Here is a 24,745-nt window from a genome sequence, read left to right on the forward strand (position 1 = left end):
GCCTCAGGCGGTCAGCAGGACGCCGCGATAGACCGGGTCCTCCATCGCGCGGCCAGTGCCAATGGCGACGCATGTCAACGGATTGTCAGCGACCGAAACCGGCAGGCCGGTTTCGTTGCGCAACACCGTGTCCAGATCATGCACCAAGGCGCCGCCGCCGGTCAGGACAATGCCCTGATCAACTATGTCGGCGGCCAGTTCAGGAGGTATGTTTTCGAGAACGTTGCGGACACCGGCAACAATTGCGCTGATCGGTTCTGACAGGGCATCGGCGATCTGGCCCTGGTTGATCTCGATTTCCTTGGGCACGCCATTGACGAGGTCACGCCCCTTGATGTGGATGATCGCACCCTTGCCATCGTCTGGACGGCGGGCGACGCCGAAATCCTTTTTGATGCGTTCTGCCGTGGCTTCGCCGATCAGCAGATTGTGATGGCGACGGACATAGGAGACGATGGCTTCATCCATCTTGTCCCCGCCGACGCGAACGGAGCTGGTGTAGGCTAGGCCCCGCAAAGACAGAACGGCGACTTCGGTCGTGCCGCCGCCAATGTCGACAACCATGGAACCGACTGGTTCGGTCACCGGCATGTTGGCGCCGATGGCAGCGGCCATGGGCTCCTCGATCAGGAACACCTCGCTCGCTCCGGCATTGCGGGCGGCATCACGGATGGCGCGGCGTTCGACACTGGTCGAGCCGGAGGGGACGCAGATGACGATTTCCGGGTAGCTCCACGGCATGGGGTTGCCGCCTGACACCTTTTTGATGAAGGCCTTGATCATCTTTTCCGCGACGTCGATGTCCGCAATGACACCATCGCGGAGCGGGCGAATCGCCTCGATATTCTCCGGGGTCTTGCCCATCATCATCTTGGCATCATTGCCAACGGCCTTGGTCGTGCGGATGCCGTTGATCGTTTCGACCGCCACCACCGAAGGTTCGTCGAGCACAATTCCCTTGCCGCGGACGTAGACCAGCGTGTTCGCTGTGCCGAGGTCAATGGCCATGTCGTTCGACGAGAATTTGAACAGCTTGGTAAAGAAGGACATTCCCGGTTCCATGTCTGGGGAGCTAACAATCAACCATCGACCCGATGATGGCGCTTGTTACGGCTCCGAAAAAACGGCTGACAGAGCCGCTTCCTACGGCTCTCCCGGTTCCATTGCAACGAGCCCCGGGAGCTGGTGCGGATGGACGGAAAGAATTACCGGTGGGAACGGGTCGCAGTGCCGCTTCGACTGCGCTAGGATGCACCCCATGTCAATACGCAGACTCCCCGAAAACTTGGTGAATCGCATCGCAGCGGGGGAGGTGGTCGAGCGTCCTGCCAGCGCGCTGAAGGAACTGGTAGAGAATGCAATTGATGCCCGTTCGCGTCGCATTGCCGTGCGACTGATGGGCGGGGGTATCGATGGTATAGAGGTAAGTGACGACGGATGCGGCATTTCTCGCAATGAACTGCCGATTGCCTTTGAACGCCATGCCACCTCCAAACTGCCCGACGAGGCAATTGAGGCGGTCAACACACTCGGATTTCGCGGGGAGGCCCTGCCTTCGATTGCATCAGTGGCGCAGGTCCGTCTCGAAAGCCGCGTCGCAGGGGAGGATGGCTGGTCCATCAGCGTGGACAATGGCCGGGCAACTGACCCAGTGCCTGCCGCCATTCCCCATGGCACGCGGGTAAGGGTTACAGGCCTGTTTGAAAGGGTCCCGGCAAGGCGTAAGTTCCTGCGTTCAGCACGGAGCGAATATGCCGCCTGTCTCGACCTGATGCGGCGGCTGGCGATGGCGCGTCCGGATGTCGGGTTTTTGCTGGAGCATGATGGGCGTACCATCTTCAACTTGCCGCCTGACCAGGACCGGCCGACACGGGTAGCCGCGCTGACCGACAGGGACCTGAAGGCGAACAGCATAGCTGTCGATCTGGAGCGCGATGGCGTTGTGCTTGGCGGCATTGCAGGGCTGCCGACGTTTCACCGGGGCATTGCCGACCATCAATATCTGTTCGTCAATGGCCGACCGGTAAAGGACAGGTTGCTGACCGGAGCCGTCCGCGGCGCCTATGCCGATTTGTTGGCGCGGGACAGGCATGCGGTTGTGGCCCTTTTTCTGGAAGTGCCGCCGAGCGAGGTGGATGTGAATGTCCACCCCGCCAAGACCGAGGTCCGTTTTCGTGATCCGCAACTCGTCCGCGGCATGATTGTGTCTGGCCTCAGGCAGGCGATTGAACGGGAAGGGCACCGCAGCAGCCAGCCCGCGGCCGCCAGCGCCATGGCGTTGTGGCAACGGGAAGGCGAGGGACCTCGTCCCCCGGCTGGCGGTTTTCAGCCGGCTGTGCAGGCGGCATGGGATGGTTCCCAACCATCTCAGCCTGTATCTCAATATGCCGGGCCGACGGGCTTGGTTGCTGATACCGGACGCAAGTTTGAAGGTTTTGGCGCGCTGGCTCCGGTATCTGCGCGGGCCGAGGTAGCGGTTGCGTCTGTGCCCGTTGCCAGCGATGCGCCGCTCGGTGTCGCGCGCGGCCAGGTCGCCGCCACCTATATCGTCGCGGAAGCAGAAGATGGGCTGGTGCTGGTCGATCAGCATGCCGCGCATGAGCGGCTGGTGCTTGAACGGCTGCGCGCCGGAGCCGCCGGTAGCGGCGTGGCGGCGCAACGGCTGTTGCTGCCTGATGTTGTTGATCTGGAAGAGACAGATTGTGACCGTCTGGAGGCGCGGATCGAGGAATTGTCGGCGTTCGGCCTCGACATTGAAAGATTCGGACCGGCGGCGATGCTGGTACGGGCGACGCCGGCACTCCTCGGCACGGTCGACACCCACCGTCTGCTCAAGGATCTCGCCGATGACCTCGCCGAGCATGATGCGCCTTTGTCCATTGGCGAACGTATCGATCATGTCGCCGCGACGATGGCCTGTCACGGCAGCGTGCGCGCCGGGCGCGTACTCAGCGTCGCCGAAATGAACTCGCTGCTGCGGGAAATGGAGGCAACGCCGCACAGCGGCCAGTGCAACCATGGCCGCCCGACCTGGGTCAAGCTGGGCCATGGCGACATCGAAAAGCTGTTCGGTAGGCGCTGAGGCTGATCAGCCTTCGATAGGGGCAGCTGGGTGGCGAACCTTGATGAGGCCGGTGCTCTTCATCGTCATCACTACCTCGCCATGCTGGTTGAAGACTCGGGTGACACCCGAAATCAGGCCCATTTCAGGGCGGTTGGCCGAGCGACGCTTTGACAGGGTTTCATTTTCGACGCTAAGCGTGTCGCCGGGATAGACGGGCTTGACCCAGCGCAACTCGTCAATCCCCGGTGAGCCGAGGCTGGCGCGGGGACGGCGCTGCATCTGGTCCACCATCATCCGCATCGCCATCGATCCTGTGTGCCAGCCCGAAGCCGAGAGGCGACCAAAGTAGGTTTGGGCAGCAGCCTCGTCGCTCAGGTGAAATGGTTGGGGGTCGTACCGGCTGGCGAACTCGATCACTTCCTCGCGGGTGACGGCATAGCTCCCATAGCGTTCGACGGTGCCGACTTCGACGTCTTCATAATGGATGACCTGATCTTCGGACACTAACGACCCCTTTGCTCAGCTGATGGTCACGTTGGTCGATCCGCGCGCCATGGTGGCGGTCGCACGGCGCGAGATCGTGCCGCCGGGACTCGAAACCCGGTCGAGAACCATGTAATGCGTCTGCCAAGCGTCCGGTGTCACCTCACATACGCCATAGCCCCGCTGATCATTCATGAACTTGACCTGCGGGTTGGCGGCCATCAGCACATCGGCACCATTGCGCAGATCGCGACCGTCGCCGCCGCTGCTGATCGAGGTGATGACATTCTCCATCGCCACTGGCCGATCCCCGTCAAACAGCTGGCCAGCGAAATTCTGATGCTCGTCACCGGTCAGCACGACGACATTGTCCAGGCGCGAGAAGCGGCGCATCATCCTGCGCCGCGCCGCGTCATAACCGGCCCAGCTATCGATGTTGATGATCTTTTCAGGACCCTGCGTCCGCCCGCCATCGCGCCGGTCGAGCGGCATCATCATGATCTGTTGCGCGACACAGGTCCAGGTAGCGTCGCGGCGGGCAAAGCTGGTGTCGAGCCATTGTTCCTGCGCCTGACCGAGGACGGTGGCTTCGGGATCGTTGACCCCGGCACAGATGGGCTTGAACCCGTCGTCACAGGGCTGGTCGCTGCGCCAACTGCGCGTGTCGAGCACATTGATCGCGGCAAGCGTGCCCCAGTTGAACCGGCGATGGGCGTTGATCACCCGGCCATCGGGGAAGAGGGCTGCGCGGACGGGCATGAACTCGTACCAGGCCTGCATCGCCGCGGCGCGGCGCAGGGCAAACACCTGATTGGGGATATCCCGATCCTGCGAGATATCCTGCACCCAATTGTTGTGGATCTCATGATCGTCGAAGGTCGAGATGAAGGCGTGGCGCGCGCGGGCGGCCTGCAGGTCCAGATCGAGCAGATGCTGGGCATAATGGGCGCGATAGTCATCAAGTGAATAGACTTCGCGCAATCGATGCTCGCGGATTTTCGGCACCGGCAGGCCGCCAGCGCCAAAATTATAGTCGGGCGAATATTCATAGATGAAGTCGCCATAATGGTAGACGAAATCGAGATCGTCGCCGGCCATGGCGCGATAGGCGGTGTACAGGCCGCTCTCATAATGCTGGCAGCCGGCTATGGCGAAACGCAGCCGGTTGGCGGCGGAGCCAGCCGCAGGTAGCGTCTTGGCCCGACCAAAGAGTGACCGGTCGGAGCCGATGCTGAAGCGGTACCAGTAGGTCGTGCCGGCTTGCAGGCCGCTGACCTCGACATGGACGCTGTGGCCGAGTTCGGGTCGGGCAGGGGCCTCTCCAGCCGCGACGATGGTGCGGAAGCGGTCATCGCTCGCCACTTCCCATTTTACCTGCAGCAGTGACATAGGCATGCCGCCATGCGGTGCGTAGGGTTCGGGCGCCAGCTTGGTCCAGATAACAAAGCCGTCTGACGAGGGATCACCCGCCGCGACTCCAAGCTTGAACGGATAGGCCGAAAACCAGCTTTGTGCGCGGACGATGGCCGGCGCGGCAAGCGCGGTGCCGGTGGCACCGGCAATGAACAGGCGGCGGTTCAACATGATGGCGAGCCCTTCAGACAGCGAATCGTTTGCGCGATGGTTAGCCAAGCAGGGCGTCAGGGCAATGAGGGAAACACGCTCGCCCGGAACGGATCAGCTGTGCAGGAAGTGCATCACGTCGCCGTCCTGCACGACATAGGCCTTGCCTTCGGCGCGCAGCTTGCCGGCTTCACGGGCGCGGGCTTCGCCGCCGAGCGCGACATAGTCAGCGTAGGCGACGGTTTCGGCGCGGATGAAGCCCTTTTGGAAATCGCTGTGGATGACGCCGGCGGCCTCGGGTGCGGTGGCGCCGTTGTGGACGGTCCAGGCGCGGGCTTCCTTGGGGCCGACGGTGAAGAAGGTGAGGAGGTGCAGCAGCTCGTATCCGGCGCGAACAACGCGGGCGAGGCCGGTTTCGTGCAGGCCCATTTCCTCAAGGAACATCATGCGTTCGTCGGCGTCCATGCCGACCAGCTCGCTTTCGATCGCGGCGGAGACGACGACAGCCTGCGCGCCATCCGCAGCGGCTTTCTCAAACACACGGGCGGAGAAGGCGTTGCCGCTGGCGGCGCTGCCTTCGTCAACGTTGCAGACGTAAAGGACCGGCTTTGATGTCAGCAACTGGGCCTGGGCAAAGATGCGTGCTTGGTCATCGTCATTGGGGACGGTAAGGCGGGCGGGTTTGCCCTCGCGCAACAGATCGAGCGCCTGTCCGAGCACGGCGGCGGCGGATTTGGCTTCCTTGTCGCCGCTGGTTGCCTTTTTCTGGAAGGCGGGGACGCGCCGTTCGAGGCTTTCGAGGTCGGCGAGCAGCAATTCGGTCTCGACCGTTTCGGCATCGGCGATGGGGTCGACGCGATTGTCGACATGCTGGATGTCGTCATTCTCGAAACAGCGCAGGACGTGGACGATGGCGTCGACCTCGCGGATGTTGCCGAGGAACTGGTTGCCCAAGCCTTCACCCTTGGACGCGCCACGCACGAGGCCGGCGATGTCGACAAAGGCGAGCTGGGTTTCGATGATCTTCTGGCTGCCGGCGATCTTGGCCAGCTCGTTGAGGCGCGGGTCGGGCACCGCGACCTGGCCGACGTTGGGCTCAATCGTGCAGAAAGGATAGTTCGCCGCCTGTGCTGCCTGCGTTTCGGTCAAGGCGTTGAACAGGGTGGACTTGCCGACATTGGGCAGCCCGACGATACCGCATTTGAAACCCATTATGTGCTGTTCCGTCTTGTGCGCGGCGGGGCAGCGGCCCAGCCGGAATCTGCGCGTCGCTTGGCGTGTCGAAGCAGGCGCGTCAACTCTTTCCCGCCGATCTGCATCAGCGGCGGCACTTCGTAATAGCCGAACCAAAGACTAGACCAGTGGCGGCGGGGATGGTGCGACCCGTCGACTGTCCAGGATGCGTAGTAGCCGGGCAGGCGGTAATTTGGCCGAGCCGAGAACTCCCGCACTTCATTCCAGCGGAACTGGCGAGTGAACAGTAGCCCCTGCGTCGTGAAGCCGTCAGCGTCTATCATCAGACGATACCCGATCGAGCGATCCAGCCCGATCACTGCCGCGAGCAGAAAAACCGCAGAACACAGAAGTATCAACAGCAGGGCGATCGGATTGGCGCGCGTTTCGATGCCAGCGAACACCAAAATCGCGGGCAATGTCCCAATAGGTCCGACGAGGAGCAGAGTGATGATCTGGGCCCAGACGCGTCTGTGGATCGTCAACGGCAAATGCCGCAGTTGGAGCCGGCGCGGAATGGACCGCTCCCGCTTGGGCATTATCCCGCCATCCTCAACGCCACATCATTCATGAAGCGTACGTCGTCGCCCTTGGCAAGCCATTCGGCTTCGGCGGCGATGGCGGTGAGGAGGTCGCTGAGCGGGTCCATTTCGGCTTTGGCGAAATTGCCGAGGACGTAGCCGGTGACGCGGTCCTTGTGGCCCGGATGACCGATGCCGAGGCGGACGCGGCGGAAATCGGCGCCGATGTGGGCGATCATCGAGCGGATGCCGTTGTGGCCGGCCGCGCCGCCGCCGGTCTTGACCTTGAGCTTCATCGGATCGAGATCAAGCTCGTCATAGAAGGCGGTAACGTCGCCGACTTCGGCCTTGTAGAAGCGCATGGCTTCACCGACGCTGCGGCCGCTTTCGTTCATGAAGGTTTGGGGTTTGAGCAGGATGATCCGCTCCGGGCCGATGCGCCCTTCGGCGGCAAAGCCCTGAAAGCCACGTTTCCAAGGGGAGAAATTGTAGCGGTCGGCAATGACATCTACCGCCATGAAGCCGACATTATGCCTGTGCAGCGCGTATTGCGCGCCGGGATTGCCGAGGCCTGCCCAGATTTGCATCGATCAGAATCCGTCGCCCCGGACCTGATCCGGGGCCGCTCTATTCCCGGCGGAAGGCCGGGAGCGGCCCCGGGTCGAGCCCGGGGCGACTGTCATTCTTACTCGCTGTCGTTCTTGGTCGTGTCGCCCTCAGCCGAGCGCAGGCCCGACGGAGCAACAACGGTAGCGATGGTGAAGTCACGATCGGTGATCGTCGGCTTGGTGCCTTCAGGCAGCTTGACCGCCGAAATGTGGATCGAGTCGCCGACTTCATAGCCGGTCAGGTCGATCACCAGTTCTTCGGGGATGTGGTTCGCGTCGCACGCCAGCTCAACGTCATGGCGAACGATATTGAGCACGCCACCACGCTTCAGGCCCGGCGAAGCGGCTTCATTGGTGAAAACCACCGGCACGTTGACGGTGAACTTCGAGTCCTTGTTGATGCGATAGAAATCCACATGCATCGGACGGTCGGTGACCGGGTGGAAAGCGACATCCTTGGCCAACGTCATGGTCGTCTTTCCAGCCACTTCGACTTCGATAGTGGCAGAGAAAAAGTGACCCGTCATCAGCGCCTTAACCAGCGCCTTTTCTTCGACGTGGATGGCTTCGGGCTCCTTGTTGTCGCCGTACAGGACGGCGGGGACGCGGCCCGAATTGCGCAGTGCACGAGAGGCTCCCTTGCCAACTCCTTCACGCGCTTCGGCCGACAGCGTCAGCTGTTCGCTCATGATATTACTCCGGTCTGGAAAACAGAAACTCCCGCCACGCCTCCAGGGATGACCATGTCAGGAAGTGCGCGCGCTTAGCGACAGTTGCGGCAAAAGGCAAGCGAGTGTGCCATTGGACCGCGCTCAACGGTCTGGCAATCGTTCGACCACAAATCCGCGGGCGGATAGCATGGCGGGAAGATTGTCCGGGCCGACCAGATGGGCGGCGCCCACCGCAACCAGCACAGTGCCCGGCCGTTGCATCCTGGCCGACAATTGATCAGCCCAGCGCCGGTTGCGATCGGTCACCAGCGGACCGAACAGCCCTGGCAATTGAATGAAATCCTGGTGGGCAAGCCGGGCCAGTGCCGCTGTGTCACCGCTGGCCCATGCGCGAACGGTGGCGCGGATGGTATCGGCTGCGCCATTTGAACGACGCACGCTTTGCGTCAGCATCTGATCCTGCAGCGGGACAGGCAAATCATCGAACAGGGCAAGTTGCTGGCGCGCGGTTTCCAGTCCGCTGACCGGCTTGTTCGCCCTGGCAAATGCGGCGGTCAGGCGCTGTTCCACGCCATTGTCGACAGCGAGACCGGAATCGGCAGTGGAGACGTTGCTGACGGTGAGGCTCAATGCCCAGCTTTCCATTCGGTCAGCATCACGTTCATCCAGTCCGGCAGCGCCGGCGAGATCGACCAGCCGGTCTGCTGCAACAGCGTCAAGGCGTTGGTCTATCGGCGCAACGGCTTCATCACTTGCCATCAGGGCGAAAAGGGCAGGGGCCTGCTCGACCTCGGAGGGTGCCAGTTCAAGAAGCAATTGGTCCGACTGCTCTACAGCGCGGCGGATACGGTCATCCTGCCAGTCAAGGTCCGCGGGAAGCAGGTGGACCGAGCCCAGCAGGATGATCCGCGTATCACCGTCGCTCACCTGCCACATCGCCGGATGGACAGGACCGGTGACCATCGGCTCCGGCGCGGAACAGCCAGCCACCAGCATCAGCCCCATGAGGGACGGGATCAAGCGGCGATGTGACTGGCTGTTTCGCACGAGGGAAGCCCGATCAGTAGTTTAACCGCGTGACGGTGATACCGCCGCTGGTCAGCATCGACTGGACACTGTCATTGCCTGCCAGATGACCGGCGCCAACTGCGATGAACACGGTTCCCGGCTGGTCCATGCGGGTACGGATCCACTGCGTCCAATTGGCATTGCGCCGGGTCAGCAAGGCGTCCCGCAGTTCAGCGTCATCTTCCATCTCGGCATTGATCATACGACCGAGATCATCGGCATTGCCGGTTGCCCACAGATTGATCATCGTCGCTGTCTTGTCCTCCTGGGACACCGCCAGTTCAGCCGCCTCTACCAGCAGCTTTATCTGCGCCTTTTCGGGCAACGCATCAAAAAAGCCCAGCTGTTCCCGCGGAGTTTCGAGTGCGCCGACCCGCTTGCCAGCGGCGGTGGCTGCAGCGAAGAGGATGCGTTCGGCACCCTGCGCCGGGTCATAGCCGCGCTGCATCAGGGGCAGAACCGAAAGCAAGACGCCAGGTACCCAGGGCTCAAGCTGTTCAAATGCGGCAGGAGGCAGGCCGAGCCCTTCCATGGCACGGCTGTACACAGCGCGTTCCTGCTCGCCCAAGCGCGAAGACAGTGTTCGGCCATCCTGGGCCGTGCCAAGTGACCCGATCAGGCTTTGCATCGCTGCGGGATCATCATCCTGCGGTATTTCGAAAATGACTTCGCTGCTTGCATTGAAGGCATCGGCGACCGCTTCGTCGAACCAACTGAGGCCTGGTCGAAGGGCGTGCACCGTGCCGAACAGATAGATGGTGGTGTCGGCATCCCGAACGACCCAAAGGGCGGGATCGGCATCAACTGCAGTGGCAGCAGCTGGCGCGGTCGCCGGAGCAGACTGGGCAAGCGTCGGAGTGGCCGGAGCCAGCAGCAAGGCAGCCGTCGCGAACAGGCGACGGGTGAGCGGGAACTTGATCATGACTTGGTCCTTTCCACGGGGGGTAAGCTGTTGAAACTGGCTCAGAAAAATTTGCGGCGCATCCACACGCCCATCCACAGCAGGCTGCCGAGGATGATACAGTCGATGGCCGAGGGCTCGACCGCGAGGCCGGCTTTCCAAAGCACCCACCAGACGGGGATGCCGAACATCAAGGCATGGGCAGTCCAGTTGGCACCTTCGATATAGGCGTCACGCTCATGCTCGTCGGTCTGTTTGAGCCACCAGTTGGTCAGCCACGGCCCGGCAATGCCCCACAACAGCACGGCGGCAATGGCGAGAGGTGCCTGCACCATGCCTTCGGCGTCGAACAGGAGATGGGGCGCCAAAGACTGGGTGAGGCCAAAACCCAGGCCTGTGACACCGCCAAGCGTTAGTGCGATGATGGTTATCGTTGTGGATTTGCGCTCCCGACGTGGCATCTGGTCGACGCCGCGCTTTATTGCCAAGCTGTTGCGGAGGGCGACCCAGATGCACCACATGCCGAGCGCGGCGATCACTGCCACCACGACCATCGCCTTGATTGAGAAGGGCGGATTGCCGTCGGTCGCTCGTGCTTCGAGGAAGCCGACAAAGACGCCGGACAGGAAGATGAGGCCAATCACCGAAGCGATGATCCGAACGACACGGTTTGCGGTGGTTGGCTCGGCCCCGGTTGTCGTCGGCGTATCGGTTGCCGGAAGGTCAGAGGCTGTCATCGAAAATCTCCTCGATGGTCGTTTCGAACAGGCGGGCAATACGAAAAGCGAGCGGGAGCGACGGATCATGCTTGCCGGTCTCGATGGCGTTGACCGCTTGCCGCGAAACGTCGAGCCTTTCCGCCAGATCTGCCTGACTCCAATTGCGCATGGCGCGCAGTACCTTGAGCTTGTTGTTCATCATCGTGCCTGTTGGTGTCAGGTTTCCCTGACTTTATGTCGCGATTCGCTGACAAAGTCAAGTTAACATGACATAATGTCGCATGAATATGACTTTTGTCCTGTTTTCTGTGCATTGGTGCCATCGCAAGGGCGGTTCGCTTCCATGGAACGGGAAACTGATGTGCCGATTGCTTGACCCTGCGCGCCCCTTTCGCCAAAGGCCGCGCAACACCCTGTTGCACCTGCGAAGGAATTGTCCGTGGCCGCCGCACCGACCGATGGAAAGCCGCTCAGCTTTCAGGACCTGATCCTGACGCTGCATGATTATTGGGGATCACGCGGCTGTGTCGTATTGCAACCCTATGACATGGAAGTCGGCGCCGGCACTTTCCATCCGGCAACCACTTTGCGCAGCCTGGGACCGCAGCGCTGGAACGCCGCCTATGTCCAGCCGAGCCGCCGTCCGACCGATGGCCGCTATGGCGAGAACCCAAACCGGCTGCAGCATTATTACCAGTATCAGGTGATCATGAAGCCGAGCCCGGCGGATTTGCAGGAGCTGTATCTCGGCAGCCTTGACGCCATCGGCATCGACCCGCTGGTGCATGATATCCGTTTTGTCGAGGATGACTGGGAAAGCCCGACGCTGGGCGCCTGGGGGCTGGGCTGGGAAGTGTGGTGTGACGGCATGGAGGTGACGCAGTTCACCTATTTCCAGCAGGTTGGCGGCTATGACTGCAAGCCGGTTGCGGGCGAACTGACCTATGGGCTCGAGCGGCTGGCGATGTACATCCAGGGCGTCGACAACGTCTATGATCTCGCCTTCAACAATGATGGCGTGACCTATGGTGAGGTGTTCCTCGCCAATGAACAGCAATTTTCGGCGTGGAATTTCGAGGTCGCCGATACCGACAAGCTGTTGCGCTGGTTCCGCGATTGCGAGGCCGAATATGCCGCCTGCGTCGAAAAGGGCCTCCCGCTGCCGGCCTATGACCAGGCGATCAAGGCCAGCCATGTGTTCAACCTGCTGCAGGCGCGCGGCGTCATTTCCGTGCAGGAACGCGCCAGCTACATCGCCCGCGTGCGCGACATGGCCAAGGGCGCCTGCGCCGCGCACATCGAAAAGAACAGCGCGGCCTGGACCGAGCAATTTCCTGGGTGGGTGGCGTGATGACCGATTTCCTTCTCGAACTGCGCTCCGAAGAAATTCCGGCGCGGATGCAGGACAAGGCGCGGGATGATCTGGCGCGGCTGTTTACCGCCGAAATTGAAAAGGCGGGGCTCAAGGCCGCGAGCCTGACGACCTATGCCACGCCGCGCCGTCTCGCGCTGATTGCCGCTGGACTGCCGCTCGAAACGGCGGCGGTGCGCGAGGAATTCAAGGGCCCGCGCACCAGCGCGCCCGATCAGGCGCTCGAAGGTTTTTTGCGCAAGACCGGCATGACCAAGGACCAACTGGAGGACCGTGACGGCGTCTGGTTTGCGGTGATCGACAAGCCCGGCCGGGCGACAGCCGATGTGCTGGCCGAAGCCATCCCGGCGATCATCCGCGCCTTTCCCTGGCCCAAGTCGATGCGCTGGGGCACCGCCAGCAGCACAACGGAATCGCTGCGCTGGGTGCGGCCGTTGCAGGGCATTGTCGCGCTGTTGGGTGATGATGTGGTCCCGTTCGCCATCGATGGCATCGCCAGCGGATCGGCGACGATGGGCCACCGTTTCCATCACAAGGGGCCGGTGACCATTGGTAATGCCGGTGACTATGCGGTCAAGCTGCGCGCCGCGCATGTCATCGTCGATCAGGAGGAGCGCAAGGCGACGATCCGCGACCGGGCACAGGCGCTGTGCGCCGAACGCGGCCTGACGTGGATTGCCGACGAGGCGCTGGTGGCGGAAAATGCCGGCCTCACCGAATGGCCGGTGCCGTTGCTGGGTGATTTCGACCCCGCCTTCCTCGAAGTGCCGCCCGAGGTGATCCGCCTGACGCTGGCGACAAACCAGAAATATTTCGTGGCTTCTTATCCGCCTTCGGCGGAGGCGCCTTTCCCGTCCGCAAGCGGACGCGGCGATGCCAGTGCGACGGGTTCGGTCCGGCTGGCACCGGTCTTTATCTGCACCGCCAATATCGAGGCGAAGGACGGCGGTGAGGCGATTGTCGCCGGCAACCGCAAGGTGCTCGCGGCGCGGCTCTCCGACGCCCGCTTCTTCTGGACGCAGGACAAGAAGACCGCACTCGCGGACCATGCCAGGAAGCTGGAACGGATCACCTTCCACGAAAAGCTGGGTATGGTCAACGAACGGGTTCAGCGCATAGTTGAGATCGCTGCAGATCGACTCCCTGAACTGCTGGGATGGCCAATCCAAAAGGTTCGGCAAATGCAACCTAAGCTGCGCACTGCAGCCCAAATTGCAAAGGCTGACCTAGTAACTGAGATGGTAGGCGAGTTTCCTGAACTGCAAGGCACAATGGGTGCCTACTACGCCTCCGGCCTCGGCTCTGAAATCTCGAATGCAATCAGAGATCACTATAAGCCAGCTGGGCCTGCGGACGACTTGCCGAGCGGCGAGGTAGGTACATTGCTGGCATTGGCAGATAAATCCGATGCATTGTTCGGCTTTTTCGCAATTGGTATGAAGCCTACCGGGTCTAAAGACCCATTTGCTCTTCGACGGGCAGCTTTGGGCATAATCCGGATTGTTGTTGAAAACGATTTGAGGTTATCGCTTCGCAGTCTCTTTGGTGCCATCGATTTTGAGAGAATGTATCAATCATCGACGGGAGTGGAATACTCTGACCCGACGAGCGGAATTGTTGATTTCATTATCGACCGCCTCAAGGTTCAGCAGCGCGAAGCCGGTGTCCGGCATGACCTGATCGACGCCGTCTTTGCCCTTGGCGGGGAGGATGATCTGGTCCGACTGCTCGCGCGGGTGAAGGCGCTGCAGGCGTTCATTGGCACCGAGGATGGTGTCAACCTGCTCGCTGGGTACAAGCGGGCGGCGAATATCCTCAAGAAGGAAGGCGTCCCGGCTGGGGCCGCCGCCGCGCTGACCTACACCCCCGAACCCGCCGAGGCTGCGCTGATTGCCGCGCTCGATGCCGCAGAACCGCGCGCTGCCGCCGCTGTGGCCGAGGAGCGGTTTGAGGAAGCGATGGCGGCTTTGGCCACCCTGCGGGCACCCATCGATCAATTCTTTGACGATGTGACCGTCAATGACAGTGACGAAAACAAGCGCGCCGCGCGGCTGGGCCTGCTCGCCCGGCTGACAGCGGCGGTGAACGGGATCGCGGATTTTTCAAAGATCGAGGGGTAAGGGCAACAGCCCGACCCCGTCCCCCGGCGCAGCCTCCCCAAAAAGGCGCAGAGAGGAACCATGATGACCCAGCTTGTCCACCTGTTCGGCGGCGACGCCACCACCACGGAACGGTCCAAGGAACTGCTTGGCGGCAAGGGATCCAACCTCGCCGAAATGGCGAGCATCGGCCTGCCGGTGCCGCCGGGTTTCACGGTTACCACTGAGGTCTGCACCGCCTTTTACGCCAATGGCCGCCAATATCCGGCCGAGCTGGCGCAGCAGGTCGCCGCTGGCGTCGCGCATATCGAGCGCACCACCGGCCGCACCTTTGGCGATGCCGCCAACCCGCTGCTCGTTTCGGTCCGCTCGGGGGCCCGCGCCTCGATGCCCGGCATGATGGACACCGTCCTCAACCTCGGCCTCAATGACGAAACCGTGGTTGGCCTCGCCGCCGGTTCGGGCGATCCGCGCTTTGCCTGGGACAGCTATCGCCGCTTCATCCAGATGTATTCGGACGTGGTGCTGGCGCTCGACCATCATGATTTCGAGGAAGCGCTCGAAATCGCCAAGGAAGACCGCGGCTATTACCTCGATACCGAGATGCTGGCCGAAGACTGGCAGGCGCTGGTCGGCGAGTACAAGACCATCGTTGAAAAGCAGTGGGGCCGCCCCTTCCCGCAGGATGTGCAAGAGCAATTGTGGGGCGCGGTCGGCGCAGTGTTCGAAAGCTGGGAAAGCGAACGCGCCAAAGTCTATCGCCGGTTGAACGCGATCCCCGCCGAATGGGGCACCGCGGTCAATGTACAGGCGATGGTATTCGGCAATATGGGCGACACATCGGCCACTGGCGTTGCCTTCACCCGCAATCCGGCAACCGGTGAGCGTGCCTATTATGGCGAATGGCTGGTCAATGCGCAGGGCGAGGATGTCGTCGCCGGTATCCGCACGCCGCAATATCTGACCAAGGCTGCGCGGGAAGAAGCCAATGCCAAGCCGCTGAGCATGGAAGAGGCGATGCCCGAGGCCTATGCCGAGCTCGCCGCTGTGTTCGACCGGCTTGAGCAGCATTATCGCGACATGCAGGACATCGAGTTCACTGTCGAGCGCGGCAAGCTGTGGATGCTGCAAACCCGTTCGGGCAAGCGCACTGCCAAGGCTGCCCTGAAAATGGCGGTCGAGATGGCGGCGGAAGGGCTGATCAGTGAGGCTGAGGCGGTGGCGCGGGTTGACCCGGCGGCGCTCGACCAGTTGCTTCACCCGACGCTGGACCCCAGCGCACCGCGAGACGTCATCACCAAGGGATTGCCAGCCAGCCCCGGCGCTGCATCGGGCGCGATCGTGTTTGACGCCGACACGGCGGAAAAGCGGGCTGCGGCGGGAGACGATGTCATCCTTGTCCGCATAGAGACCTCTCCTGAGGATATTCACGGCATGCACGCGGCGCGCGGCATTTTGACGGCGCGTGGCGGCATGACGTCACACGCTGCGGTGGTCGCGCGCGGCATGGGCCGTCCATGCGTTTCTGGCGCCGGATCGCTGTCGATCGACAACGCCGCCCGGGTGATGCGCGTGGCAGGACGGGAGTTGCGCGAAGGTGATCTGATCACGCTCGACGGCACCAGCGGCGAAGTGATGGCCGGCAAGGTGCCGACGGTTGAGCCCGAGCTGGTCGGTGATTTCGGCACGCTGATGGTCTGGGCTGACGCAGCGCGGCGGATGAAGGTCCGCACCAACGCCGAAACGCCCGAGGATTGCCGCGTCGCTCGCCAGTTCGGCGCCGAGGGCATCGGCCTGTGCCGTACCGAGCACATGTTCTTTGACGCCAGCCGGATCACCGCTGTGCGCCAGATGATTCTTGCCGAAAATGAGGCGGGACGCCGTGCCGCGCTCGACAAGCTGCTGCCTGAACAGCGCAGCGACTTTGCCGAGATTTTCGCCATAATGGCCGGCCTGCCGGTGACGATCCGCCTGCTCGATCCGCCGCTGCACGAATTCCTGCCGCACCGCGAGGAGGATTTTGCCGAAGTGGCCGAAGCCGCTGGCGTCGACATCGCGACTCTGAAGCGTCGGGCAGGGGAGTTGCACGAATTCAACCCGATGCTGGGCCATCGCGGTTGCCGGCTGGGTGTTACCTTCCCGGAAATCTACGAAATGCAGGCGCGGGCCATTTTTGAGGCAGCCTGCGACGTCGCGGCCTCGAGCGGCGAAGCACCGATCCCCGAAGTGATGATCCCGTTGGTGGCCACCAAGCGCGAGCTCGACCTGATGAAGGCGGTGGTCGATGCCGCGGCCAAGGCGGTGTTTGCCGAAAAGGGCCGGACGCTCGACTATCTCGTCGGCACCATGATCGAACTGCCGCGCGCCGCACTGATGGCGGGCGAGATCGCCCATTCTGGGGAATTCTTCTCGTTCGGTACCAATGACCTTACGCAGACGACCATCGGCATCAGCCGCGACGATGCAGGCCGCTTCCTGACGACCTATGTAGACAAGGGCATTTTCGCTGCAGACCCATTCGTCAGCCTTGATGTCGAAGGGGTGGGACAGCTGATCAGCCTCGCCGCGGAGAGGGGCAGGGTGACCAGGCCTGACATCAAGCTGGGCATATGCGGAGAGCATGGCGGCGACCCGGCGTCGATTGCCTTCTGTGAAGGCGTCGGCCTCGATTATGTGTCGGCCAGTCCCTATCGCGTGCCGATTGCCCGGCTGGCGGCGGCCCAGGCGGCGTTGCGCAGGCCGAGCTGACCAGGACTGCGGCAGAGCCTCGCTCTTGCCGTTGTGAAGGCTATGCTGCATCATCCCGCCTGCCTCCGCTAACGTCCGACAATGGATGCGGCGGAACGGAAGGGGAGAGGGATGTGAAATCCATTTTGAAATGGACGGGGCTGATCGTGATTGGGCTAGCCCTGGGATCAGGGTTTGCGGTCTGGCAGATCCGGGATAGCGGCTTGGGTAATGATGTGCGCGTCGGGCCCTGGAGCACAGGAAGCGACTTTGGCACGACCGATGCGTCAATGCGCACCCGGGCCATTGTTGCTTTGCGCGGGCTGTTGGCCCTGCCGAAAGAGGAAGCGCGCTACTATACCGCCGCGATGGACAGCGCTGGTCAGCCACTTTCGGGCAAGTGTAGCTATACGCTGACCGGAGGTGCGATTGAGGCGCGCTGGTGGAGCATCACCCTGTATGACCGTGCAGGATGGCTGGTTCCCAACCGCTGGAGCCGCCATTCGGTGGGTAGTGCGACCATTCCGGCGGATCAGGCACAAAGCTGGACGATCAATGTCAGCCCACAGCAACAGGCGGGCCTTTGGATCCCGACGGGGACAGACAAGGACTTCGAACTGACGCTGCGCGCCTACAGGCCGCGCGGAATGATGGCGACAGACCCTGGTCGGGTGACTTTGCCAACCATCACCAAGGGGGAGTGCCAGTCATGATCCAACGTCTTGCGTCACTGGCCCTTGTCGCTGTCTGCGCTGTGGGCGGCTATTATGCCACCATGGCTGCCACACCTTTCGCCCTGATGCGGTTGGCGGAATCGAAAATGGCTGGAACGTCACCGACCAACAGCTTTACCCATTCGCCGCCAGTCCATGCTGAACGCCAGTTTGTCGTGCGCCCGAGTCCGGATCTGCTGTATTCCAGTTGCCCGTATGATCTGTCGGCAGGGCCTCTGGAGATTACCGCTGTTCCGGTTCCCGAGCGCTACAGTTCGATCAGTGTTTTTGATGCGAGAACCGATGTCGCCTTCGTCCGCAACGACGAGGAGATGGCCGGACAACCGATGCGCATCGTGCTCGCTCTCGAAGGGCAGGGGGTTCCCGCTGGCGTGGAGGTGGTGAGGCTGCGCTATCCGACCGGCATCGTCCTTCAGCGTGTGTTGCTGGCCGATCCTGCCGAAGCGGCACAGGTTGACCCCATCCGCAGTCAGGCAAGGTGCCGGACACTGGCATCCTGAGGCAGGAGGGCCAAAAAAACCGAAAAAGGGGGTTGCGCGACGGCGCGCCCCCGCATAGTAGCGCGGCTCCAACGCGCACCCGTAGCTCAGCTGGATAGAGCATCAGACTACGAATCTGAGGGTCGGACGTTCGAATCGTTCCGGGTGCGCCATTTTCCCCTTATATCGAAGCATGGCTGACGCTTTTGTCCGCAGAGCGATTTGTCGCCAAAATGGTTCTATTTTGCACTGGATCAATGTAGTTTGATTCCGGCTGAAATAGTTCAGCGTGCTTCGCAGAGACAATCGCGGCCAGAAGGCAGCGCCTGCGTTCACCAGGTCGCGAGGTCGTCATGACTGATTTTGTGCCGGTATGGGCGAGTATGCAGGCCGGACTGCCTGTGCTGATCCTGCATTTGGCCCTCACCACCTTTTTGTGGGGCATTGCCTTGGCCCTTGCCCATGGTCTCAGCAAGTGGCGGTTCGGCCGCGATGACGCACGAGAAAATCATGCGGTTACCCTTGTCCATGGCGGCGAGGCTCTGGCGCTGGCATTGCCATTGGCGGCCGCGTTGGCGGGATCAGTCAATGCCGCCGACAATCTGCTGTGGGGTGGGGTTGTCGCTTTGGTGCAACTTGGCTGGTCTCTGCTCAGCGTCTTGGCGATGCGTGCGATAGTCAGACGGGTGGGTCAGGGTGACATGTCCGCAGCGATTCATCTGATTGGCGTGCGACTCGGATTTGCACTTCTCAATTCCGCCGCCATCGGGAGCTGAATGTCAGGCTGATTGGTGGGCAAAGGCCAGGGTGCAACCATCCGCTTTGACCATGCAGCCGCTTTTCCATGCATTGGATTACCGTCCTTTCAGCTGTTTATCGCTGAAAGATTGCGATTCACTGCCTCCTTCCGCTAATTGCCGGCCAAGGATCAAAAAGGTCCGGGTCGCAAAAAAATGGGAGGTGGGCATGAGCTTCACCAAATGGCTGCAATGCCGGGTAACCGGGCATGCTCCGCTCAAGGATCGAGCGCAGAAATACAAGGATACCTATCGGGCGCCATGCGGGCGATGTGGCGGTACAGTGGAACGGGTCCGCTCCGGGGTTTGGCGTAGCCGTTGAGCAGAACATGTCTCCCCTGAAATCTCCTGTTTTCGGCCGTCTGGGCGAATTCGGCAGGCAACGAAGTTCTTCTCTTGTTCTTTTGGAACAAATGGGATACACATCTCCTATGGCCGATGCGTTGTAGCGCCTTGGCATTGCGTCTAGGTAGGAGGGCAGTCCCATGGCAGCACAACTCAAGGTGATTGACAGCACGATGGCTAATTCCCCGGAACGGCAGCGCGCACTCGAAGCAGCACTGGCCCAGATTGATCGCGCATTCGGCAAAGGTTCGGCCATGCGGCTGGGCAGCAAGGAAGCGATGGAGGTGGAGGCTATCTCTACCGGTTCGCTTGGTCTCGACATCGCTCTGGGCATTGGCGGCCTGCCGCGGGGCAGGGTGATCGAAGTCTATGGTCCGGAAAGCTCGGGCAAGACCACATTGGCCCTGCATGTGATTGCTGAAGCACAGAAAGCAGGCGGCACGGCGGCCTTTGTCGATGCCGAACATGCGCTGGATCCTGTCTATGCCAAGAAGGTGGGCGTCAACATCGACGAGCTGATTGTCTCGCAGCCGGATACAGGCGAGCAGGCGCTGGAGATTGTCGACACGCTGGTGCGGTCGAACGCGATCGACGTGCTCGTTGTTGATTCGGTGGCTGCATTGGTTCCGCGCGCCGAAATCGAGGGAGAGATGGGCGACAGCCATGTCGGCCTTCAGGCCCGGCTGATGTCACAATCCTTGCGCAAGCTGACCGGTTCGATCAGCCGCTCGCGCTGCATTGTCATCTTCATCAACCAGCTGCGCATGAAGATTGGCGTGATGTACGGCAATCCGGAGACGACGACGGGCGGCAATGCGCTGAAATTCTATGCCAGCGTCCGGCTCGATATCCGTCGCACCGGACAGATCAAGGATCGTGACGATATTGTTGGCAACGCGACCCGGGTAAAGGTGGTCAAGAACAAGGTTGCCCCGCCTTTCAAGCAGGTTGAATTCGACATCATGTATGGCGAGGGCATCTCCAAGATCGGCGAAATCCTCGATATTGGTGTCAAGGCTGGCTTGGTGGAGAAATCGGGCGCCTGGTTCTCCTACGACTCGGTCCGCATTGGGCAGGGCCGTGAGAATGCCAAGCAGTTCCTCAGGGAGAATCCGGAGCTGCGCGAAAAGCTGGAAAAGGCGATCCGTGGCAAGACCGAAGAGGTTGCCGATGCGATGATGGTCGGCCCCAGCGCGGATGATGATGTGGAATGAGTCAAAGGGGCCGGGTGCACCACCCAGCCCCTTTCGCTATCAGCGACATCGCCGATTCCGCCAAAGCTTCTAGCCAAGGCTGACGGGAATGGGCAGGATGGGGCAGAAGGCGCGGGATATGCGTCAAGGACAGGAGCTCCCCATGACCATCATCGTTCATCATCTCAACAACAGCCGCTCGCAGCGCATCCTGTGGTTGCTTGAGGAATTGGGTGCGGACTATGAAGTAAGGCTGCACCTGCGTGACGCAGTGACCAACCTCGCACCGCCCGAACTGATCGCCGTCCATCCCCTCGGCAAGTCACCGATGATCGAGGATGACGGACGGGTCATCATCGAATCCGGGGCGATTGTTGAATATCTGTGCGAACGGCATGGCGGCGGACATTTGGTTCCTGCACGAGGCTCCGATGCCCATGTCCGTCACCTTGAATGGCTACATTTTGCAGAGGGGTCGGCGATGACGCCGATCCTGCTGCAACTTTACACTTCGCGTCTCGGGGATGCCGCAGCGCCTTTGCAACCGCGCATCCACCAGCAACTCGCCGCCCATTTTGGCTATATGGAGGGCGAGCTCAATCATCATGGACATTTCATTGGCGATACATTGTCGGCAGCGGACATCATGCTCAGCTTTCCTGCCGAAATCGCGGTGATGCAGGGTGGGGCGGCCATGTGGCCAAAATTGGCTGCCTTTGTTGCCGCCATTCATGCTCGACCCGCGTGGCAACGTGCTCTGGTGCGGGGCGAGGCAGCCTACGCCTACGGCTGACGGAGGAAAGATCAGCCTGCTTTACCACCTGTAAGGTCATTTGATCGTCGCTTTCGGTCACTCCAACCGATTTTGATAGCTTGTCGGCGCCGCTGCCCTCGCCTAAGTCGCGAGCCATGACTTCGACCAACGATATCCGCCGCTCATTTCTCGATTATTTCGCGAGCAACGGGCACGAAGCCGTTCCGTCAGCACCGCTGGTGCCGCACAATGACCCGACGTTGATGTTCACCAACGCCGGCATGGTGCCGTTCAAGAATGTGTTCACCGGTCTGGAAAAGCGTAGCTATACGCGGGCTGCTTCCTCCCAGAAATGCGTTCGTGCCGGGGGCAAGCATAATGACCTCGACAATGTCGGCTACACCGCACGCCACCACACCTTCTTTGAAATGCTGGGGAATTTCTCCTTCGGCGACTATTTCAAGGAACAGGCGATTACCCATGCATGGACGCTGCTGACCAGCGACTGGGGCCTCGCCAAGGACCGGCTGACCGTCACCGTTTATCACACGGATGACGAGGCATTCGGCCTGTGGCAAAAGATCGCCGGCCTGCCCGATGAGCGCATTATCCGCATCGCGACCAAGGATAATTTCTGGTCGATGGGTGACAATGGTCCCTGCGGTCCGTGCAGCGAGATCTTTTATGATCATGGCGACCATATTTTCGGTGGCCCGCCCGGCTCGCCTGATGAGGATGGCGACCGGTTCGTGGAAATCTGGAACCTGGTTTTCATGCAGCATGAGCAGGAAGCGGGTGAGATCGTGCGTGATCTCCCGCGTCCGTCGATCGACACCGGCATGGGGCTGGAGCGGATCGCGGCCGTCATGCAGGGCGTCCATGACAATTATGACACGGACACGTTCCGCGCGCTTATCGCGGCATCGGAGGAGCTGACCGGAACCAAGGCGGTCGACGGGCAAAAGGCGAGCCACCGGGTGATTGCCGACCATTTGCGTTCCGCCGGCTTCCTGATGGCTGATGGCGTGCTGCCGGCCAATGAAGGGCGCGGCTATGTGTTACGCCGCATCATGCGCCGTGCAATGCGCCACGCCCATCTGCTTGGCGCGAAGGACCCGCTGATGCACCGCCTGGTGCCCGCGCTGGTCGCCGAAATGGGCGGTGCCTATCCCGAACTGCTGCGGGCCCAGCCGCTGCTCGTCGAAACGCTGGAGCGAGAGGAGACCCGTTTCCGTCAGACTCTCGACAAGGGCCTCAAGCTGCTTGACGAGGCAACTGCCGGGATGGGCGAGGGTGCTACCCTGGCGGGCGATGTCGCCTTCCGCCTCTATGATACCTATGGTTTCCCTTATGACCTGACCGAAGACGCCCTGCGAACGCAGGGCATTGGCGTTGACCGCGCTGGTTTCGACGCTGCCATGGCCCAGCAAAAAGCTGCTGCCCGCGCTGCCTGGAAGGGGTCGGGTGACAAGGCCTCGGACGATATCTGGTTCGACATTGCCGAGCGCTTCGGTGCCACTGAATTCATCGGCTATTCCAGTGATGAAGGTGAAGGCGAGGTTGTCGCCATCGTGCATGATGGTGCGGAAGTCGACGGCCTGTCAGCAGGCCAAAACGGAATCATCCTCACCAACCAGACGCCTTTCTATGGTGAAAGCGGTGGCCAGATGGGTGATGCAGGCACGATGAGCGGTGCCGGTGGTTTTGCGGCAATGGTCAGTGACACCGGCAAGCCTCTTGGCAGGCTCCACACGCACCAGGTGAGCGTTACTGCAGGGTCGGTGCGGGTCGGTGATGCGGTCAAGCTGAGTGTCGATTCGGCCCGGAGGGACCGTTTGCGGGCTAACCACTCGGCGACCCATTTGCTTCACGCGGCGCTGCGGGAACATCTTGGCGCCCATGTGACGCAAAAGGGGAGCATGGTTGCCGAAGACAGGCTGCGCTTTGATTTCAGCCACCCCAAAGCGGTGTCGGCCGATGAGATTGCCCGGATTGAGGCCGATGTGAATGCCCAGGTGCGCGGCAATGATGCCGTGACGACCCGGCTGATGACCCCGGATGATGCCATTGCCGCAGGTGCCATGGCTCTCTTCGGAGAGAAGTATGGCGATGAGGTCCGCGTCCTGTCGATGGGTCGCGCGACTGACAAGAGCTATTCGGTAGAACTGTGCGGCGGCACGCATGTCCGAGCGCTGGGCGACATCGGCCTGATAAAGGTTGTCAGCGAGAGTGCCGTTTCGTCCGGTGTGCGACGCATCGAAGCGCTGACTGGTGAGGCGGCTCGCCAGTATCTGGGCGGACGTGAGGAGGCGCTCAAGGTTGCCGCCGCAACCCTCAAGACGACCCCGGATGAGGTGCCGTCGCGTGTGGCAGCCCTGTCCGATGCGCTCCGCAAGGCTGAGCGCGAACTTGCCGAGGCCAAAAAGGCTCTGGCACTGGGTGGCGGCGGCGCTGCTGGAGCACCTGTGGCATCTGTGGAGCAGGTGAACGGTATCGGTTTTCTCGCCCAGATCGTCGAAGGGCTTGATCCCAAGGGACTGCGTGCCACGGTCGACGAGATGAAGGGACGGGTTGGTAGCGGCGTGGCCGTGCTTGTCGCCGTGAATGATGGCCGGGCCTCGATCGCGGTTGGCGTGACCGACGATGCAACCGGCAAGGCCAATGCGGTCGATCTGGTCAAGGCTGGCGTTGCCGCCCTTGGCGGCCAGGGCGGCGGCGGTCGACCGGACATGGCGCAGGGCGGCGGGCCGGACGGGTCCGCGGCTCAGGCTGCGGTGGACGCCGTCAAGGCGGCGCTGGTCGGCTGATGCGGCAGGCCCTCGCGGCTGTTGCCTTGGTGCTGGCGGGATGCAGCCCCAGCATTGAGGAACAGCGCGCCGAAAATCTGAAGCGCGACGCGATCGCCGCGGGGACCTATGGGTCACCGCAGGCGGGCTTTGTCCTGACATTGGAGCGTGGCAGCGACAGCCCTTTTGCTGAACTCGCCCGTTGCCGGAACGGCGCCTGCGAACCGGCGCAAACGCCACAGATTCGTCGCGGACTGAATGGTATCTTCTTTGAGCTCGCCGGCGACGGACAGGGCCGGCCACCGGCTTTGGTGGCTGTTGAGCCGGCCGAGGCCGGCGTCACCCTGCGCGCCGATTGGGGGCAGGGACTGGAGGAACATCATTTGCCCGTGCAGACACCCTCTGCTCGTTGAACCAGAGGCGTCCAAGGGTCGTCCTAAATGGCATCGGCCATATCATGATAATGATCGCCATATCATGATAATGATCGGAGTGCCCATCAGGGCAGTGTTTCTCGCGTTGCAAAGGATAATTGGTCGGGACGACAGGATTCGAACCTGCGACCCCCACACCCCCAGTGTGATGCGCTACCAGGCTGCGCTACGTCCCGACCGGAGCCGCGCCTCTA

At 61.7% G+C, this 24,745-nt stretch carries 22 protein-coding genes and 2 tRNA genes; 12 read left to right on the top strand and 12 right to left on the bottom strand.

Going from position 1 to position 24,745, the window contains the following annotated elements; translation table 11 throughout:
• Window positions 1–3 precede the first annotated feature (3 nt).
• Complete coding sequence (locus tag GV829_RS11160; RefSeq protein ID WP_169946694.1) at window positions 4–1,050, bottom strand: rod shape-determining protein; 1,047 nt, start codon at window positions 1,048–1,050, stop codon at window positions 4–6.
• A gap of 208 nt (window positions 1,051–1,258) precedes the next feature.
• Here GV829_RS11160 and mutL point away from each other — a divergent pair, with 208 nt between their 5' ends.
• Window positions 1,259–3,082: a DNA mismatch repair endonuclease MutL gene (mutL, locus tag GV829_RS11165; protein WP_169946696.1), complete on the top strand. Its 1,824-nt coding sequence runs from the start codon at window positions 1,259–1,261 to the stop codon at window positions 3,080–3,082.
• A 6-nt stretch (window positions 3,083–3,088) separates the two neighbouring features.
• Here the strand turns inward: mutL and GV829_RS11170 are convergent, their stop codons facing one another.
• From GV829_RS11170 to GV829_RS11215, 10 genes are all read right to left on the bottom strand, one after another.
• Window positions 3,089–3,568, bottom strand: a complete 480-nt coding sequence (locus GV829_RS11170) for a MaoC family dehydratase (protein WP_169946698.1) — start codon at window positions 3,566–3,568, stop codon at window positions 3,089–3,091.
• 15 nt (window positions 3,569–3,583) lie between these two features.
• A complete protein-coding gene (locus GV829_RS11175; protein ID WP_425505412.1) occupies window positions 3,584–5,179 on the bottom strand; it encodes an alkaline phosphatase D family protein in 1,596 nt (531 codons plus the stop codon).
• Between the two features lie 45 nt (window positions 5,180–5,224).
• On the bottom strand, window positions 5,225–6,322 hold the full coding sequence (gene ychF / locus GV829_RS11180; protein ID WP_169946700.1) for a redox-regulated ATPase YchF: 1,098 nt from the start codon (window positions 6,320–6,322) through the stop codon (window positions 5,225–5,227).
• On the bottom strand, window positions 6,322–6,882 hold the full coding sequence (locus GV829_RS11185) for a hypothetical protein (protein WP_169946702.1): 561 nt from the start codon (window positions 6,880–6,882) through the stop codon (window positions 6,322–6,324). Before GV829_RS11185 ends, ychF begins: the two co-directional genes overlap by 1 nt.
• Window positions 6,882–7,451, bottom strand: a complete 570-nt coding sequence (gene pth, locus GV829_RS11190; protein ID WP_169946703.1) for an aminoacyl-tRNA hydrolase — start codon at window positions 7,449–7,451, stop codon at window positions 6,882–6,884. The genes GV829_RS11185 and pth overlap by 1 nt, the downstream gene beginning before the upstream one ends.
• 98 nt (window positions 7,452–7,549) lie before the next feature.
• On the bottom strand, window positions 7,550–8,161 hold the full coding sequence (locus GV829_RS11195) for a 50S ribosomal protein L25/general stress protein Ctc (RefSeq protein WP_169946705.1): 612 nt from the start codon (window positions 8,159–8,161) through the stop codon (window positions 7,550–7,552).
• Window positions 8,162–8,284: 123 nt separating this feature from the next.
• Window positions 8,285–9,148, bottom strand: a complete 864-nt coding sequence (locus tag GV829_RS11200; protein WP_169946707.1) for a TraB/GumN family protein — start codon at window positions 9,146–9,148, stop codon at window positions 8,285–8,287.
• A gap of 55 nt (window positions 9,149–9,203) precedes the next feature.
• Entirely contained in the window at window positions 9,204–10,133 is a 930-nt protein-coding gene (locus GV829_RS11205) for a TraB/GumN family protein (protein ID WP_169946709.1), read from the bottom strand.
• Window positions 10,134–10,174: 41 nt separating this feature from the next.
• Window positions 10,175–10,849, bottom strand: coding sequence for a hypothetical protein (locus tag GV829_RS11210; protein ID WP_169946711.1), 675 nt, complete (start codon window positions 10,847–10,849; stop codon window positions 10,175–10,177).
• The gene (locus GV829_RS11215; protein ID WP_169948265.1) at window positions 10,836–11,030 is read right to left on the bottom strand and encodes a helix-turn-helix transcriptional regulator; all 195 of its coding nucleotides are present in this window, start codon (window positions 11,028–11,030) and stop codon (window positions 10,836–10,838) included. The genes GV829_RS11210 and GV829_RS11215 overlap by 14 nt, the downstream gene beginning before the upstream one ends.
• Before the next feature lie 234 nt (window positions 11,031–11,264).
• Between GV829_RS11215 and GV829_RS11220 the strand changes: the two genes are divergently transcribed.
• The 11 genes from GV829_RS11220 to GV829_RS11270 all read left to right on the top strand — a co-directional run bounded on the left by GV829_RS11220 (window position 11,265) and on the right by GV829_RS11270 (window position 24,530).
• Complete coding sequence (locus GV829_RS11220; RefSeq protein WP_425505413.1) at window positions 11,265–12,182, top strand: glycine--tRNA ligase subunit alpha; 918 nt, start codon at window positions 11,265–11,267, stop codon at window positions 12,180–12,182.
• Window positions 12,182–14,323, top strand: coding sequence for a glycine--tRNA ligase subunit beta (gene glyS, locus GV829_RS11225; RefSeq protein WP_169946715.1), 2,142 nt, complete (start codon window positions 12,182–12,184; stop codon window positions 14,321–14,323). Before GV829_RS11220 ends, glyS begins: the two co-directional genes overlap by 1 nt.
• Window positions 14,324–14,386: 63 nt before the next feature.
• Window positions 14,387–17,050 (top strand): pyruvate, phosphate dikinase, encoded by a 2,664-nt coding sequence (gene ppdK / locus GV829_RS11230; protein WP_169948267.1) that lies wholly within the window; start codon window positions 14,387–14,389, stop codon window positions 17,048–17,050.
• A gap of 269 nt (window positions 17,051–17,319) precedes the next feature.
• Complete coding sequence (locus GV829_RS11235) at window positions 17,320–17,742, top strand: DUF1214 domain-containing protein (protein ID WP_169946717.1); 423 nt, start codon at window positions 17,320–17,322, stop codon at window positions 17,740–17,742.
• A complete protein-coding gene (locus tag GV829_RS11240; protein WP_169946718.1) occupies window positions 17,739–18,263 on the top strand; it encodes a DUF1254 domain-containing protein in 525 nt (174 codons plus the stop codon). The genes GV829_RS11235 and GV829_RS11240 overlap by 4 nt, the downstream gene beginning before the upstream one ends.
• Window positions 18,264–18,338: 75 nt before the next feature.
• Window positions 18,339–18,415: transfer RNA gene (locus GV829_RS11245), tRNA-Arg, on the top strand.
• A gap of 180 nt (window positions 18,416–18,595) precedes the next feature.
• Window positions 18,596–19,018 carry a DUF350 domain-containing protein gene (locus GV829_RS11250; protein WP_169946720.1) on the top strand — a complete coding sequence of 141 codons (423 nt, stop codon included), beginning with the start codon at window positions 18,596–18,598 and terminating at the stop codon, window positions 19,016–19,018.
• 506 nt (window positions 19,019–19,524) lie between these two features.
• Window positions 19,525–20,598 carry a recombinase RecA gene (gene recA, locus GV829_RS11255; RefSeq protein WP_169946722.1) on the top strand — a complete coding sequence of 358 codons (1,074 nt, stop codon included), beginning with the start codon at window positions 19,525–19,527 and terminating at the stop codon, window positions 20,596–20,598.
• Between the two features lie 142 nt (window positions 20,599–20,740).
• On the top strand, window positions 20,741–21,370 hold the full coding sequence (locus tag GV829_RS11260) for a glutathione S-transferase family protein (RefSeq protein ID WP_169946724.1): 630 nt from the start codon (window positions 20,741–20,743) through the stop codon (window positions 21,368–21,370).
• Window positions 21,371–21,486: 116 nt separating this feature from the next.
• Window positions 21,487–24,138 carry an alanine--tRNA ligase gene (alaS, locus tag GV829_RS11265; RefSeq protein ID WP_169946726.1) on the top strand — a complete coding sequence of 884 codons (2,652 nt, stop codon included), beginning with the start codon at window positions 21,487–21,489 and terminating at the stop codon, window positions 24,136–24,138.
• Window positions 24,138–24,530: a hypothetical protein gene (locus GV829_RS11270; RefSeq protein WP_169946728.1), complete on the top strand. Its 393-nt coding sequence runs from the start codon at window positions 24,138–24,140 to the stop codon at window positions 24,528–24,530. The genes alaS and GV829_RS11270 overlap by 1 nt, the downstream gene beginning before the upstream one ends.
• Before the next feature lie 120 nt (window positions 24,531–24,650).
• Here GV829_RS11270 and GV829_RS11275 read toward each other — a convergent pair.
• A tRNA-Pro gene (locus tag GV829_RS11275) sits at window positions 24,651–24,727 on the bottom strand.
• Window positions 24,728–24,745: the final 18 nt, after the last annotated feature.

Source organism: Sphingomonas lacunae (assembly GCF_012979535.1).
Lineage (GTDB): Bacteria > Pseudomonadota > Alphaproteobacteria > Sphingomonadales > Sphingomonadaceae > Sphingopyxis > Sphingopyxis lacunae.

What these genes read in the sequence shown, in the direction of transcription:
- GV829_RS11200 (WP_169946707.1), bottom strand. Translation starts at nt 9,148, where the DNA reads ATGGGGCTGATGCTGGTGGCTGGCTGTTCCGCGCCGGAGCCGATGGTC.
- GV829_RS11160 (WP_169946694.1), bottom strand. Translation starts at nt 1,050, where the DNA reads ATGTCCTTCTTTACCAAGCTGTTCAAATTCTCGTCGAACGACATGGCC.
- mutL (WP_169946696.1), top strand. Translation starts at nt 1,259, where the DNA reads ATGTCAATACGCAGACTCCCCGAAAACTTGGTGAATCGCATCGCAGCG.
- GV829_RS11270 (WP_169946728.1), top strand. Translation starts at nt 24,138, where the DNA reads ATGCGGCAGGCCCTCGCGGCTGTTGCCTTGGTGCTGGCGGGATGCAGC.
- GV829_RS11260 (WP_169946724.1), top strand. Translation starts at nt 20,741, where the DNA reads ATGACCATCATCGTTCATCATCTCAACAACAGCCGCTCGCAGCGCATC.
- GV829_RS11185 (WP_169946702.1), bottom strand. Translation starts at nt 6,882, where the DNA reads ATGCCCAAGCGGGAGCGGTCCATTCCGCGCCGGCTCCAACTGCGGCAT.
- GV829_RS11250 (WP_169946720.1), top strand. Translation starts at nt 18,596, where the DNA reads ATGACTGATTTTGTGCCGGTATGGGCGAGTATGCAGGCCGGACTGCCT.
- GV829_RS11210 (WP_169946711.1), bottom strand. Translation starts at nt 10,849, where the DNA reads ATGACAGCCTCTGACCTTCCGGCAACCGATACGCCGACGACAACCGGG.
- glyS (WP_169946715.1), top strand. Translation starts at nt 12,182, where the DNA reads ATGACCGATTTCCTTCTCGAACTGCGCTCCGAAGAAATTCCGGCGCGG.
- ppdK (WP_169948267.1), top strand. Translation starts at nt 14,387, where the DNA reads ATGACCCAGCTTGTCCACCTGTTCGGCGGCGACGCCACCACCACGGAA.
- GV829_RS11235 (WP_169946717.1), top strand. Translation starts at nt 17,320, where the DNA reads ATGCGCACCCGGGCCATTGTTGCTTTGCGCGGGCTGTTGGCCCTGCCG.
- ychF (WP_169946700.1), bottom strand. Translation starts at nt 6,322, where the DNA reads ATGGGTTTCAAATGCGGTATCGTCGGGCTGCCCAATGTCGGCAAGTCC.
- GV829_RS11195 (WP_169946705.1), bottom strand. Translation starts at nt 8,161, where the DNA reads ATGAGCGAACAGCTGACGCTGTCGGCCGAAGCGCGTGAAGGAGTTGGC.
- GV829_RS11205 (WP_169946709.1), bottom strand. Translation starts at nt 10,133, where the DNA reads ATGATCAAGTTCCCGCTCACCCGTCGCCTGTTCGCGACGGCTGCCTTG.
- pth (WP_169946703.1), bottom strand. Translation starts at nt 7,451, where the DNA reads ATGCAAATCTGGGCAGGCCTCGGCAATCCCGGCGCGCAATACGCGCTG.
- GV829_RS11215 (WP_169948265.1), bottom strand. Translation starts at nt 11,030, where the DNA reads ATGAACAACAAGCTCAAGGTACTGCGCGCCATGCGCAATTGGAGTCAG.
- recA (WP_169946722.1), top strand. Translation starts at nt 19,525, where the DNA reads ATGGCAGCACAACTCAAGGTGATTGACAGCACGATGGCTAATTCCCCG.
- GV829_RS11240 (WP_169946718.1), top strand. Translation starts at nt 17,739, where the DNA reads ATGATCCAACGTCTTGCGTCACTGGCCCTTGTCGCTGTCTGCGCTGTG.
- alaS (WP_169946726.1), top strand. Translation starts at nt 21,487, where the DNA reads ATGACTTCGACCAACGATATCCGCCGCTCATTTCTCGATTATTTCGCG.